Source organism: Rathayibacter sp. VKM Ac-2762 (assembly GCF_009866585.1).
Lineage (GTDB): Bacteria > Actinomycetota > Actinomycetes > Actinomycetales > Microbacteriaceae > Rathayibacter.
The window spans coordinates 84,330-97,190 of the sequence record NZ_CP047419.1 but is presented as its reverse complement, the minus strand read 5'-3'; the positions used below and the strand labels follow the sequence as shown (position 1 = coordinate 97,190).

Here is a 12,861-nt window from a genome sequence, read left to right as displayed (position 1 = left end):
TGCGCGGCCCGGCCGCCGCCCGGTAGAGGCCTCAGCGGACCTGGATCTCGGTGACCGGGAGGGTCGAGTCGGCCCCGAAGCCGAGCCCCGACGGCGGATGCCCCGCCTCGATCAGCTGCGCCGCCAGTGCGGCGATCATCGCGCCGTTGTCGGTGCAGAGCGAGAGCGCCGGGATCCGCAGGGTCACTCCCGCGGCCGCGCACCGCTCCTCCGCCAGCGCGCGCACCCGGGCGTTCGCGACCACGCCGCCCCCGAGCAGGAGGCGCGGCACGCCCCGGTCGCGGCAGGCGGCGAGCGCCTTCGTGAGCAGGACGTCGGCGACCGCCTCGCGGAAGCTCGCCGCGACGTCGGCCACGGGCACCTCCTCCCCCGCGTCCTGGCGCTTCTCGACCCAGCGGGCGACCGCGGTCTTCAGCCCCGAGAACGAGAAGTCATAGCGGTGGCGCTCGAGGTCCTTCGGCAGGCTGAGCCCGCGGGGGAAGCGGATCGCCTTCGGGTCCCCGTCCGCCGCCACCCGGTCGATCTGCGGTCCGCCCGGATAGGGCAGGCCCAGGACGCGCGCCACCTTGTCGAAGGCCTCGCCGGCGGCGTCGTCGATGGTCTCGCCGAGCAGCTCGACGTCCGACACCAGATCGCGCACGTGCAGGAGCGAGGTGTGCCCGCCCGAGACCAGCAGCGCGATCGTCGGCACCTCGACGGGGCTGCCCTCGCTGCCGTCTGCACGGAGGACGTCGGCTCCCACGTGGCCGACGAGGTGGTTCACGGCGTAGAGCGGCAGGCCGAGCGAGACGGCGAGCGCCTTCGCCGCTCCGACGCCGACCATGAGGGCGCCCGAGAGCCCCGGTCCGCTGGTGACCGCGATCGCGTCCAGGTCGCCGAGCGCGACACCGGCCTCGGAGAGCGCCGCGTGCAGGGCGGGCTCGAGAGCCTCCAGGTGCGCCCGGGCGGCCACCTCGGGCACGACGCCGCCGTAGCGGGCGTGCTCCTCCATCGAGGAGGCGATGGTGTTCGAGAGCAGCGTCGTGCCGCGGACGATGCCGATCCCCGTCTCGTCGCAGCTGGTCTCGATGCCGAGGACGAGGGGTCCGGTGCTCACGGGGTCTCCTGGGTCGGGGTCGGCGGCCGGCGCATCACGATCGCGTCCACTCCGTCGGGCTGGTAGTAGGCGGGGCGGACGCCGATCTCCTCGAAGCCCTCCGAGCGGTAGAGGGTCTGCGCGGCGGGGTTGTCGGCGCGGACCTCGAGGAAGACCTCGCGGGCGCCGCGTTCGCGGGCCGCCTCGAGGAGCGCGCGCAGCAGTCGGCGGCCGAGGCCGGTGCGGCGGACCCGGGCGACGACCGCGATCGTCTGCACGTCGCCCTCGTGGGCGCCGACGGGGCAGAGGAGCCCGGCGTAGCCGACCACCTCGCCGTCCTGCTCGGCGACCAGGTACCGGGTGTGACGGCTCCGGATCTCCTCCGCCATCATCCCGCGCGACCAGGCGTCGCCGGCGAACTCGGACTCCTCGATCGCCATGACGGCGTCGAGGTCGTCCGCCTGCGCGTCGCGGAGCACGGCCTCGCTCATGCGGTCACCCGCTTGGGGCCGGCGGACAGCGTGACGTCGGGCGAGCGGAGGTAGAGGGGCTCGTCCTCGGCGCCGGGCCGACCGGCAGCGCGCAGGCGGGCGGCCACGACTCCGAGCTCGCCGGCGGAGACCGTCTCGGCCTCCAGGCGCGGGAGCTCCGGATGCGGGAGGGCCGGCGGCTTGTCCAGGCCCGGGCCGGCGAGACGGACGGGGAGGCCCTGGTCGTCGAGCCCGTCGTAGGCGCTCCAGTACAGCTCGCGGCGGCGGGCGTCGGTGACGACGAGGAAGCCCGCGGCGCGCCCGTGCCGCAGCGCGGCGAGCGCGATCGCGTCGTGCGAGACCACGGGGAGGGTGGGGACACCGCGGCCGAGCGCGAAGGCCCGGGCGGCGGCGATCCCGACCCGGAGGCCGGTGAAGGGGCCGGGGCCCATGCCCACGGCGACCGCCTCGATGCCCCCGGGAGCCACGTCGGCCGCCTCGAGCGCCTCCTGGATCAGCCGGCCGACCACCTCCGCGTGGCGCATGGTGTCGGTCTCGGTGCGCTCCGAGCGCACGGCGCCCGCGGAGTCGACGACGGCGACGGAGGTTCCGGAGGAGGTGTCGATCGCGAGGAGCACGCGTCCAGGGTACCCGCGGGCTCAGCTCCAGCCGGTGCCGCGGAAGCGGACGGTCCGCGGCTCGATCGGCTCCTCGCCCTCCTCGGCGTCGGAGCCGGCGGTCGGCCGCTCGATGACCACGTCGAGCCAGGACTCCGCGACGCCGTCCAGCATCCCGGCCCCCCACTCCACGACGACCACCGAGCGCGCCGGATCGAGGTCCAGGTCGTCGAGCTCGACCGGCGAGCCCACGCGGTAGGCGTCGACGTGCACGAGCGGCGGCCCGTCGTGCAGCGGCGGGTGCGTCCGCGCGATCACGAAGGTGGGGCTCGTCACGGGACCCCGCACGCCGAGCCCCTCGCCGAGCCCGCGCGTGAAGGTCGTCTTGCCCGCGCCGAGCGGCCCGGTCAGCACCAGCAGGTCGCCGGCGCGCAGCACTCGGCCGAGCTCGCGGCCGAGCTCCGCCATGGCCTCCGGATCGGCGACCTCGACGACGCGGTCCGCGAACCAGGAGCGCTCAGGCACGGCCGTCCGCCGCGCTCAGCAGCCGCCGCTGGACGCGCGGCCCGAGCCGGGTGACCAGCTCGTAGTTGATGGTGCCGCACCACCGCGCCCACTCGTCGACCGAGGGGACGCCGGTCGTCGGGTCGCCCCAGAGCGTCACCGGGTCGCCCGTCGCGACGCTCGCATCCCCCACGTCGACGACGAACTGGTCCATCGCGACCCGCCCGGCGATCCGGTGGCGGCGGCCGCCGATCGAGACCTCCGCGACGCCGGAGGCGCTCCGCGGGATGCCGTCCGCGTAGCCGAACGGCACGAGCGCGAGGGTCGTCCCGCCCTCGGCCCGCCAGGTGTAGTCGTAGCTCACGCCGGTCCCGTGGGGCACCCGGCGGACGCCGGCGACGCGGCCCTGCAGCGTCATCGCCGGGACGAGCCCGAGCTGGAGCGAGGTCTCGTCCTCGAACGGCGAGAGTCCGTAGAGGGCGATGCCGCTGCGCACCATGTCGAGGCGTGTCTCCGGGAGGCGCAGCGCCGCCGCCGTCGCCGCGAGGTGCAGGACCGGCGCCTGCACCCCGTGCGCGGCCAGCACGGCCTCGGCGCGGCGGAGGAGCGCGAGCTGGGCGAGGTCGTCCTCGCGCGAGGTGTTGGACAGGTGCGAGAAGAGCCCGGTGAGGTGGACGGTGCCGCGAGCGCTGTGACGGGCGAGCGACTCCGCCAGGTGCGGCCACTCCTCCTCCGCGGCGCCGTTGCGGCTGAGGCCCGTGTCGACCTTGAGCTGCACGGCCGCGCGCACGCCGCGGTCCTCCGCCGACTGCGCGAGCGTGTCGAGCTGGTCGACCGAGGAGACGGCGACGTCGATCGAGTGCTCGAGCGCCGCGTCGAAGTCCTCGCCGGGGTCGTGCAGCCAGCAGAGGATCGGAGCGACGACGCCTGCCTCGCGCAGGGCCACGGCCTCCCGCAGCTCCGCGGTGCCGAGGGCGTCCGCGCCGCCGTCGAGCGCCGCCTGCGCCGCGGCCAGGGCGCCGTGCCCGTAGCCGTTGGCCTTGACGACGGCCATCAGCCGGCGGGCGCCGGTGAGCTCGCGCAGACGCGCGGCGTTCGCCGCCATCGCGTCGACGTCGATCACCGCCTCGCGGTACGACGCGGGGACGCTCACGACTCTGCCACCACGAACGCGCAGGCCACGCCCGCGTCGTGCGTCATCGAGAGGTGCACGCGCGTGATCCCGCGCGCCTCCGCGGCCGCCCGGGCCGGGCCGTGCAGCGCGAAGGACGGATTCCCGTGCTCGTCCCGCTCGACGACCATGTCGTGCCAGCGGGCGCCCACGGAGTCGCCGAGCGCCTTGATCAGCGCCTCCTTGGCGGCGAAGCGGCCCGCCAGCGAGGCGACGGGGAGCGAGCGTTCGCTCTCGGCGAACAGCCGGTCGCGGAGCCGGGGCGTGCGCGTCAGCGAGCGCTCGAAGCGCGCGAGGTCCACGACGTCCACCCCGATCCCCACGATCACGGCTCGATCACTCGACCGTGACCGACTTGGCGAGATTGCGCGGCTGGTCGACGTCGAGGCCCTTGGCGGCGGCGAGCTCCATCGCGAACATCTGCAGCGGGGTGACGGCGAGCAGCGGCTCGAACAGCGGGTCGGCGAGCGGGATCGGCACGACCTCGTCGGCGATCTGGATCGCGGCCGTATCGCCCTGCTCCGCGATCGCGATGACGCGGGCGCCGCGGGCCTTGATCTCCTGGATGTTCGAGATCACCTTGCGCTGGAGCTCGTACGACTCGCTCGGGCTCGGCACGATCACGAACACGACCTGGCCCGGCTCGATCAGCGCGATCGGGCCGTGCTTGAGCTCGCCCGCCGCGAAGCCCTCGGCGTGGATGTAGGCGAGCTCCTTGAGCTTCAGCGCGCCCTCGAGCGCCACCGGGTAGCCGACGTGGCGGCCGAGGAACAGCACCGCCCGGGTGTCGGCCATCCAGCCGGCCAGCTGGGCGATGTCGTCGGAGGCGTCGAGCACGCGGGAGAGCTTCTCCGGGATCGCGGCGAGCTGAGCCGCCTGCGAGGCGACGAGCTCGGTGGAGGCGGCACCGCGCACCGCGGCCAGGTGCAGCCCGAAGAGGTAGAGCGCCGCGATCTGGGCGACGAAGGCCTTGGTCGAGGCGACCGCCACCTCCGGGCCCGCGTGCGTGTAGAGCACGGCGTCCGACTCGCGCGGGATCGTCGCGCCCTGGGTGTTGCAGACCGAGAGCGTCTTGGCGCCGTGCTCGCGGGCGTACTTGACCGCCATCAGCGTGTCCATCGTCTCGCCGGACTGGCTGATCGAGACGACGAGGGTGCGCGGGGTGAGCACCGGGTCGCGGTAGCGGAACTCGTGGCTGAGCTCGACCTCGACGGGGACGCGCGCCCACTTCTCGATCGCGTACTTGGCGACCATGCCCGAGTAGGCGGCCGTGCCGCAGGCGATGATCGTGATGCGGTCGATCTCCGTCAGCACCGGACCGAGCGCGTCGAGCTCGGGCAGCGTGATCGCGCCCTCGTGGATGCGGCCGCGGAGCGTGTTCGCGACGGCCTCGGGGCCCTCGGTGATCTCCTTCGCCATGAAGCTCGACCAGCCGCCCTTCTCGGACGCCGACGCGTCCCAGGCGATCTCGAACGGCTCGGTCTCGACGGGGTTGCCGAAGAAGTCGGTCACCGTGACGAGCTCCGGGGTGATCGTGACGATCTGGTCCTGGCCGATGGCGACCGCGCGGCGGGTGAACTCGACGAACGCCGCGACGTCGGAGCCGAGGAAGTTCTCCCCGTCGCCCAGGCCGATCACGAGCGGCGAGTTGCGGCGCGCCCCGACGACCACGCCGGGCTGGTCCTGGTGCAGGGCGAGCAGGGTGAACGCGCCCTCGAGGTGCGCGACGACGGCCTGGAAGGCGAGCACGAGGTCGCCGGTGCGGCGGTACTCGCGGGCGATCAGGTGCGCGGCGACCTCGGTGTCGGTCTCGCTCTCGAAGACGGCGCCCTCGGCGAGGAGCTGCTCCTTGAGCGGCTGGAAGTTCTCGATGATGCCGTTGTGGATGACGGCGAGCCTGCCCTCGTCCGCGAGGTGGGGGTGGGCGTTGCGGTCGGTCGGGCCGCCGTGCGTCGCCCAGCGGGTGTGGCCGATGCCCGTGGTGCCCTCGGCCAGCGGGTGCGCCTCGAGGTCGTCGACGAGGACGCTGAGCTTGCCCGAGCGCTTGCGGCTGTCGAGCTGCCCGTCGGCGTCGATCACGGCCACGCCGGCCGAGTCGTAGCCGCGGTACTCCAGACGCTTCAGGCCCCCGAGCAGCACGGCCAGGCTGTCGCGCTCACCGACGTATCCAACGATTCCACACATGCGCTCGATTCTAAGCGGCGCGGAGGCGCCTCCCGCGGCGTCGGGCACACGGCGGGGCGGACGCTAGGATCGGTCCCCATGCCGTCGTCTCCTCGCGATCCCGCGCGCGACGCGCACCCCTCCCCCTTCGTCGAGATCGTCCGCTCCGACTGGGCCGAGCTCGCCCGCACCACGGAGCTGCCGCTGTCGGAGACCGAGGTCGTGCAGCTGCGGGGGCTGGGCGACCGGCTGAGCCTCACCGAGGTCGCGGAGGTCTACCTGCCGCTCTCGCGCCTGCTGAGCCTGTACGCCGGTGGCGCGCGGCACCTGCACCGCGCGACGAGCACGTTCCTCGGGGAGCGCGCGCAGCCGACTCCGTTCGTGATCGGCGTCGCGGGGTCGGTCGCGGTGGGCAAGTCGACGATCGCGCGCCTGCTGCGGGAGCTGCTCGCCCGCTGGGAGGACACGCCCCGCGTCGAGCTGGTGACCACCGACGGCTTCCTGCTGCCCAACCGCGAGCTGGAGCGCCGCGGTCTGATGAGCCGCAAGGGCTTCCCCGAGTCGTACGACCGGCGGGCGCTGCTGCGCTTCGTCTCGGAGGTGAAAGGCGGGGCCGCGGAGGTGCGCGCGCCGTTCTACTCGCACCTCTCCTACGACATCGTTCCCGATGCCGAGATCGTCGTGCGGCGGCCGGACGTGCTGATCGTCGAGGGCCTTAACGTGCTGCAGCCGCCGGTGCCCGGTCACGGCCTGGCGGTGAGCGACCTGTTCGACTTCACCGTCTACGTCGACGCCCGGACCAGCGACATCGCGCGCTGGTACGAGGAGCGCTTCCTCACCCTGCAGCAGGGCGCGTTCGCCAATCCGAACTCCTACTTCCACCGCTACGCGGCGCTCAGCCCGGACGAGGCCCGCGAGCGAGCGCGGAGCATCTGGGCCGCGATCAACGAGCCGAACCTGCTGCAGAACGTGCGCCCCACCCGCTCCCGCGCGAGCCTGGTCCTCCGCAAGCAGGCCGACCACACGGTCTCCTCGGTCCTCCTCCGCAAGATCTGACCGCGCCCCCGGTCGCTGTTCGCCGCCGCGCACACCGCGCAGCCACCGACCTCACCGAACCCTTCCACCGCAGGATCGGTGCAGGCTCGGCACCACCCACGAGCCGTCGGCGGGAATCGCGTGCCAAGCGATTCACGCGCGGCGAACGCGACCCGCTCCACCCAGCGCGACCACCTCGACAAGCCGACCGCGAGGGGCCGCGCAGGGAGCGGCCCCTCAACGAACACAGCCGCGTGCCCAGCGATTCCCGCGCGGCGAACGCGACCCGCTCCACCCATCGCGACCACCTCGCCAAGCCGACCGCGAGGAGCCGCGCAGGGAGCGGCCCAACCCACGAGCCGTCGTGGGAATCGCGTGCCAAGCGATTCCCGCGCGGCGAACGCACCCCGCTCCACCCATCGCGACCACCTCTCCAGGCCGACCGCGAGGGGCCGCGCAGGGAGCGGCCCCTCAACGAACACAGCCGTCGTGGGAATCGCGTGCCAAGCGATTCACCCGCGGCGAACGCGCCCCGCTCCACCCATCGCAACCACCTCGCGAAGCCGACCGCGAAGGGCCGCGCAGGGAGCGGCCCGCTACGAACACCGCCGCGTGCCGAGCGATTCACCCGCGGCGAACGCGCCCCGCTCCACCCATCGCAACCACCTCGCGAAGCCGACCGCGAGGGGCCGCGCAGGGAGCGGCCCCGCAACGAACACAGCCGTCGTGGGAATCGCGTGCCAAGCGATTCACCCGCGGCGAACGCGACCCGCTCCACCCATCGCGACCACCTCTCCAGGCCGACCGCGAGGAGCCGCGCAGGGAGCGGCCCAACCCACGAGCCGTCGTGGGAATCGCGTGCCAAGCGATTCCCGCGCGGCGAACGCACCCCACTCCACCCATCGCGACCACCTCTCCAGGCCGACCGCGAGGAGCCGCGCAGGGAGCGGCTCCTTAAGAACGCAGCCGCTCGAGCACGACCGCGGCGAGCGATTCCGCGAGGCGGTCGGCCGTCTCCTGCGTCTTCGCCTCGACCATGACGCGCACCATCGGCTCCGTGCCGGAGGGGCGCAGGAGCACGCGGCCGTCGCTGCCGAGCTCGGCGGTGGCGTCGGCGACGGCGGAGGCGATGACCTCGTCGTCGCGGACGCCCTCGCGGTCGACGCCGCGCACGTTGAGGAGGGTCTGCGGGAAGACGGACATGACGGCGGCCAGGTCGGCGATCGTGCGTCCGGTCCGGGCCATCTCGGCCGCGAGCTGGAGGCCGGTGAGCACGCCGTCGCCGGTGGTGGCGTAGCGGCTCATGATGACGTGGCCGGACTGCTCCCCGCCGAGCGAGTAGCCGCCGTCGTTCATCGCCTCGAGGACGTAGCGGTCGCCGACCGCGGTCTCGATCACGCGGATGCCGGCGTCGCGCATGGCGAGCTTGAGGCCGAGGTTGCTCATGACGGTGGCCACGAGGACGTCGTCGCGGAGGGCGCCGCGGCGGGCCATGGCTGTCGCGAGGATCGCCATGATCTGGTCGCCGTCGACGATGCGGCCCTCGGCGTCCACCGCGAGGCAGCGGTCGGCGTCGCCGTCGTGGGCGATGCCGATGTCGGCGCCGGCCGCGCGGACGGCGTCGGCGACGTTGTCGAGGTGGGTGGAGCCCACTCCGTCGTTGATGTTGAGGCCGTCGGGGTCGTTGCCGATGACGGTGACGGTCGCTCCGGCGTCGGTGAACACCTGGGGCGAGATGCCGGCGGCGGCGCCGTGCGCGCAGTCGATGACCACGTGCAGGCCGTCGAGACGGGTGCCCTCGAGGGATCCGAGCAGGTAGAGGACGTAGCGGTCCTCCGCGTCGGAGAAGCGGGTGATGCGGCCGACGTCGGCTCCGGTCGGCGTGAGCGGGGGGACTCCGAGGGCCGCTTCGATGCGGTTCTCGAGCTCGTCCGGGAGCTTGCGTCCGCCGGCGGCGAAGAACTTGATGCCGTTGTCGGCGGCGGGGTTGTGCGAGGCCGAGATCATCACGCCGAAGTCGGCGTTCTCGTCGGCGATGAGGTAGGCGGTGGCGGGCGTCGGGATGACGCCGGCGTCGAGCACGTCGACTCCCGCGCTCGCGAGACCCGCCGCGACCGCGGCTCCGATGAACTGACCGGAGATGCGGGGGTCGCGGGCGAGCACGGCGACGGGCCGACGGCCCTCTGCCCGGGCGGCCGCTCCGAGTACACGGGCGGCCGCCTGGGCGAGGCCGAGAGCCAGGTCGGCCGTGACCTCGCGATTCGCGAGGCCACGGACGCCGTCTGTTCCGAACAGGCGCGGCATGGTGCGCAGTCCCTTCTCGAGCTGCTGGTCGTGCGGCCGTCAGGCCGCGTCGACTAGCGCTTCGAGAACTGGGACGCCTTGCGGGCCTTCTTGAGACCGGCCTTCTTGCGCTCGATGACGCGGGCGTCGCGGGTCAGGAAGCCCGCCTTCTTCAGGATCGCGCGGTTGTTCTCGCGGTCGATCTCGTTGAGTGCACGGGCGATGGCGAGGCGCAGCGCGCCGGCCTGACCGGAGGGGCCGCCGCCGGTGATCTTGGCGACCACGTCGTAGGAGCCGATCAGGTCGAGCACCTTGAAGGGGTCGGTGATCAGCTGCTGGTGCAGCTTGTTGGGGAAGTACTCCGCGAACTCGCGGGCGTTGACGGTCATGCCGCCGTTGCCGGGGACGAGGCGCACGCGGGCGATGGCCTGCTTGCGTCGGCCCACGGCTGCGCCGGAGACGTTGAGGACGGCGCGGGGCGTCGTGGACGCCTCGGTGGCCGGGCTTTCGGTGGAGTAGCTCTCGGGAGCCACGTCGATCTGGTCTGCGATCTTCGCCACGGTGTAGGTGATCCTTTGTCTTCGAAGTCTGGGGTGTCGGGGAGGGCCGGAGCCTACTGAGCGACCTGGGTGAAGGCGTACGCCTGCGGCTGCTGGGCCGCGTGGGGGTGCTCGGATCCCGTGTAGACCTTCAGCTTGCGCAGCTGGGCGCGGCCGAGGGAGTTCTTGGGGAGCATGCCGCGGATGGCCTTCTCGACGGCGCGGACCGGGTTCTTCTCGAGGAGCTCGGCGTACGTGGTGGCCGAGAGGCCGCCCGGGTAGCCGGAGTGGCGGTAGGCCTTCTTCTGGAGGAGCTTCTGGCCGGTGAGGGCGACCTTCTCCGCGTTGACGATGATGACGAAGTCGCCCATGTCCATGTGCGGCGCGAAGGTGGCCTTGTGCTTGCCGCGCAGGAGCGCCGCGGCGTGGGTGGCGAGACGTCCGAGCACGACGTCGGACGCGTCGATGACGATCCAGTCGTGCTGGACGTCAGCCGGCTTCGGAGAAAAAGTGCGAGTCACGTGAGTGCTGCTTTCTGGTCGGAGTGAGGTGTTCGTGGATCCCGCTCCGTGGCCGTTCGACCCGCGAGGGGCCGAACCGATCCGGTGGAGGGCTCAACTTCGGGCGCTCGGCACACGGCCGAAAACACCAAGGGTCGACATTACAGCAAAGCCCCCGTGCGGCCAAGCACGGATCGTGGCGGCAGGGGCTCCGGCGGCGGGAGGTGCGACCCGGGCCGCCACGGGTCGCGGGGCGCGGTCGCGCGCCCTCGCCTCACTCCGAGTCCTCCGGGTCCGGCCCCTCGGTCCGCACGGTGCGCTTCGACCGGGTGAGCAGGGCCCGCTCGGCGAGTGCGTCGTCCTCGGGGTAGTCGACCTCGCGGAGGATGAGGCCGCGGGCCGGCATCACCGCGAACGCGTTGGTCCGTCGGGCGGCGTCCCGGAGCAGCGGGACCGCCCCCGCCTCGAGCTTCCCGGCGCCGACCGCCACGCACGCCCCCACGAGGGCCCGCACCATGCTGTGGCAGAAGGCGTCCGCGCGCAGGTGGGCGTGCAGGACTCCGTCGGCGTCGCGCTCCCAGGTGAAGTCGAGCAGGCTCCGGATGGTGGTGGCCCCTGCGCGGGCACGGCAGAACGACGCGTAGTCGTGAAGGCCCAGGAGCGAGCGGGCCGCGGCCGTCATCGCGTCGAGGTCGAGGGAGTCGGTGATCCAGGTGGTGTTCGTGCGGTCGAGCGGGTGGCGCATCGAGGAGGCGTCGGCCAGCCGGTACTCGTACCGCCGCCAGCGCGCCGAGAACCGCGCGTCGAACCCCTCCGGCGCCTCCGTCACCCGGTGCACCGAGACGTCGGTGTACTGCCCGAGGATCCCGCGGAGCCGCCGCTCCAGGATCGACGCGGGCGGGAACGGCTCCTCCCCCGGTCGGCGCCTGCCGCTGCTGATGCGGCCCCACTGCTCGGGGGTGAGGTCGACGTGGGCGACCTGGGCGCTGGCGTGCACGCCGACGTCGGTGCGCCCGGCGACCGTCACGGTCGGGTGCTGCTCGGAGCGCAGCACCAGGGCGAGCGACTCCTCGAGCACCCCCTGCACGGTGCGGAGGCCGGGCTGCTTGGCCCAGCCGGAGAAGTGCGAGCCGTCGTAGGCCAGGTCGAGGCGGACGCGGTGGAGCATCAGACGAGTCTAGAGCGAGCCGTGGTCGCGGCTCAGGCGACCGCGAGCGGGACGTCGACGGTCGCCAGGGCAGAGACCGCCCAGCCGACCAGCGTCGACTGCTCGCCGACCGAGGAGACGATCCGCGCCTCCCAGCCGCCTGCGAGCACAGCCAGCTCGGAGGGAGCGGAGGCGATGCCCTGCACCCAGTAGGCGGCCGTGCCCAGTGAGACCGGCACGGCGCCGAGCGCCTCGCCCGCACCGGTGAAGGTCTCGACGAGGGGCCCGCGGTGCAGCGTCAGCACGACGACCGGGTCTTCGCCGTCGACGGCGTAGGAGCACGTGTCTCCCGCGGCGGTGATCGACACGGTGCCCGCCGTCAGGCCGGCCTCCTGCTCGACGAGGGAGGCGGGGAGAGCGGTCGCGCAGTCCACACCCTCGCTCGACGGCACGGAGGGCACGGTCGGTGCGGGCGCCGGCACCGGGGGCGTGCTCGCGAGACCCGCCGACTCCGGCACGTCGATCACCTCGCCGGAGGCGCAGCCGCTCACACCGGCCGCGAGTGCCAGGGCGAGGAGCGCCGCAGCGGCCGAGGAGCGCAGTCGCACAGGAGTCCTCCGAGGATCGTCGGGGCGGACCCCGGGAGCGCCGGTCGTGACGCGGCCGCACCCGACGAGCGCAGCCGTGCCATCGTAAGCGACGATTCGCGCCACTCGGCCCCGTGGAACGACGAGAGCCCCCCGCCCCGGAGGGGACGGAGGGCTCTCGGCAGAGGGGGCGTGACTACTTGGTCGCGCCGGTCTCCTCGACAGGAGCGTCCTGCGCGGCGTCCTCGACGGGAGCGTCCTGCACGGGCGCCTCCTCGACGGGGGTCTCCTCGGCAGTGGTCTCCTCGGCGGGGGCCTCGTCCACCGGAGCGGACACGGGCGCCGTGGCGGTGCGCGACTTCTTCGCCTTGGGCGTGACGGGCTCGAGGACGAGCTCGATCACGGCCATGGGCGCGTTGTCTCCCTTGCGGGGGCCGATCTTGGTGATGCGGGTGTAGCCGCCCTCGCGCTCGGCGACGAGCGGAGCGATCTCGGTGAAGAGCTCGTGGACGACCGACTTGTCGCCGATCGTCGCGAGGACGCGACGGCGGGCGTGCAGGTCGCCGCGCTTGGCGAAGGTCACCAGGCGCTCGGCGAGCGGACGAAGGCGCTTGGCCTTAGTCTCGGTCGTCTTGATGCTCTTGTGCGTGAACAGGGCCGCGGCCAGGTTCGCCAGCAGCAGGCGCTCGTGTGCGGGTCCGCCTCCGAGGCGGGGGCCCTTGGTGGGCTTGGGCATGGGTTTACTCCAGTACTAAAGGGGTGTCAGCAGG

Annotated in this window: 14 protein-coding genes; 1 reads left to right on the top strand and 13 read right to left on the bottom strand. The window is 73.3% G+C overall.

Features of this window, described 5'->3' with window-relative positions; all coding sequences use genetic code 11:
• Window positions 1–31: 31 nt before the first annotated feature.
• The 7 genes from tsaD to glmS are packed head-to-tail and all read right to left on the bottom strand — an operon-like array spanning window position 32 to window position 6,021.
• A complete protein-coding gene (gene tsaD, locus GTU71_RS00535; protein ID WP_104225013.1) occupies window positions 32–1,096 on the bottom strand; it encodes a tRNA (adenosine(37)-N6)-threonylcarbamoyltransferase complex transferase subunit TsaD in 1,065 nt (354 codons plus the stop codon).
• The gene (gene rimI, locus GTU71_RS00530; RefSeq protein WP_104314880.1) at window positions 1,093–1,566 is read right to left on the bottom strand and encodes a ribosomal protein S18-alanine N-acetyltransferase; all 474 of its coding nucleotides are present in this window, start codon (window positions 1,564–1,566) and stop codon (window positions 1,093–1,095) included. The genes tsaD and rimI overlap by 4 nt, the downstream gene beginning before the upstream one ends.
• Window positions 1,563–2,183 carry a tRNA (adenosine(37)-N6)-threonylcarbamoyltransferase complex dimerization subunit type 1 TsaB gene (tsaB, locus tag GTU71_RS00525; RefSeq protein ID WP_104227415.1) on the bottom strand — a complete coding sequence of 207 codons (621 nt, stop codon included), beginning with the start codon at window positions 2,181–2,183 and terminating at the stop codon, window positions 1,563–1,565. The genes rimI and tsaB overlap by 4 nt, the downstream gene beginning before the upstream one ends.
• A 21-nt stretch (window positions 2,184–2,204) precedes the next feature.
• Window positions 2,205–2,687: a tRNA (adenosine(37)-N6)-threonylcarbamoyltransferase complex ATPase subunit type 1 TsaE gene (tsaE, locus tag GTU71_RS00520; protein ID WP_279631240.1), complete on the bottom strand. Its 483-nt coding sequence runs from the start codon at window positions 2,685–2,687 to the stop codon at window positions 2,205–2,207.
• Window positions 2,680–3,819 (bottom strand): alanine racemase, encoded by a 1,140-nt coding sequence (alr, locus tag GTU71_RS00515; RefSeq protein WP_159939082.1) that lies wholly within the window; start codon window positions 3,817–3,819, stop codon window positions 2,680–2,682. Before alr ends, tsaE begins: the two co-directional genes overlap by 8 nt.
• Window positions 3,816–4,166: a holo-ACP synthase gene (locus tag GTU71_RS00510; RefSeq protein WP_104225009.1), complete on the bottom strand. Its 351-nt coding sequence runs from the start codon at window positions 4,164–4,166 to the stop codon at window positions 3,816–3,818. Before GTU71_RS00510 ends, alr begins: the two co-directional genes overlap by 4 nt.
• Before the next feature lie 7 nt (window positions 4,167–4,173).
• On the bottom strand, window positions 4,174–6,021 hold the full coding sequence (gene glmS / locus GTU71_RS00505) for a glutamine--fructose-6-phosphate transaminase (isomerizing) (RefSeq protein WP_104227413.1): 1,848 nt from the start codon (window positions 6,019–6,021) through the stop codon (window positions 4,174–4,176).
• Window positions 6,022–6,099: 78 nt separating this feature from the next.
• On the opposite strand from glmS, the gene coaA reads away from it, so the two are divergent.
• Window positions 6,100–7,056 carry a type I pantothenate kinase gene (gene coaA / locus GTU71_RS00500; RefSeq protein ID WP_104234153.1) on the top strand — a complete coding sequence of 319 codons (957 nt, stop codon included), beginning with the start codon at window positions 6,100–6,102 and terminating at the stop codon, window positions 7,054–7,056.
• 933 nt (window positions 7,057–7,989) lie between these two features.
• Here coaA and glmM read toward each other — a convergent pair.
• The 6 genes from glmM to rplQ form a co-directional block, all read right to left on the bottom strand.
• Window positions 7,990–9,339, bottom strand: a complete 1,350-nt coding sequence (glmM, locus tag GTU71_RS00495) for a phosphoglucosamine mutase (RefSeq protein WP_159939081.1) — start codon at window positions 9,337–9,339, stop codon at window positions 7,990–7,992.
• 53 nt (window positions 9,340–9,392) lie between these two features.
• Complete coding sequence (rpsI, locus tag GTU71_RS00490) at window positions 9,393–9,878, bottom strand: 30S ribosomal protein S9 (RefSeq protein ID WP_104225004.1); 486 nt, start codon at window positions 9,876–9,878, stop codon at window positions 9,393–9,395.
• Window positions 9,879–9,931: 53 nt separating this feature from the next.
• On the bottom strand, window positions 9,932–10,378 hold the full coding sequence (gene rplM / locus GTU71_RS00485) for a 50S ribosomal protein L13 (RefSeq protein WP_104225003.1): 447 nt from the start codon (window positions 10,376–10,378) through the stop codon (window positions 9,932–9,934).
• A gap of 253 nt (window positions 10,379–10,631) precedes the next feature.
• A complete protein-coding gene (locus GTU71_RS00480) occupies window positions 10,632–11,525 on the bottom strand; it encodes a tRNA pseudouridine synthase A (protein ID WP_159939080.1) in 894 nt (297 codons plus the stop codon).
• 32 nt (window positions 11,526–11,557) lie between these two features.
• A complete protein-coding gene (locus tag GTU71_RS00475; RefSeq protein ID WP_159939079.1) occupies window positions 11,558–12,112 on the bottom strand; it encodes a hypothetical protein in 555 nt (184 codons plus the stop codon).
• Window positions 12,113–12,287: 175 nt separating this feature from the next.
• Window positions 12,288–12,827 (bottom strand): 50S ribosomal protein L17, encoded by a 540-nt coding sequence (gene rplQ / locus GTU71_RS00470; RefSeq protein ID WP_104225000.1) that lies wholly within the window; start codon window positions 12,825–12,827, stop codon window positions 12,288–12,290.
• Window positions 12,828–12,861: the final 34 nt, after the last annotated feature.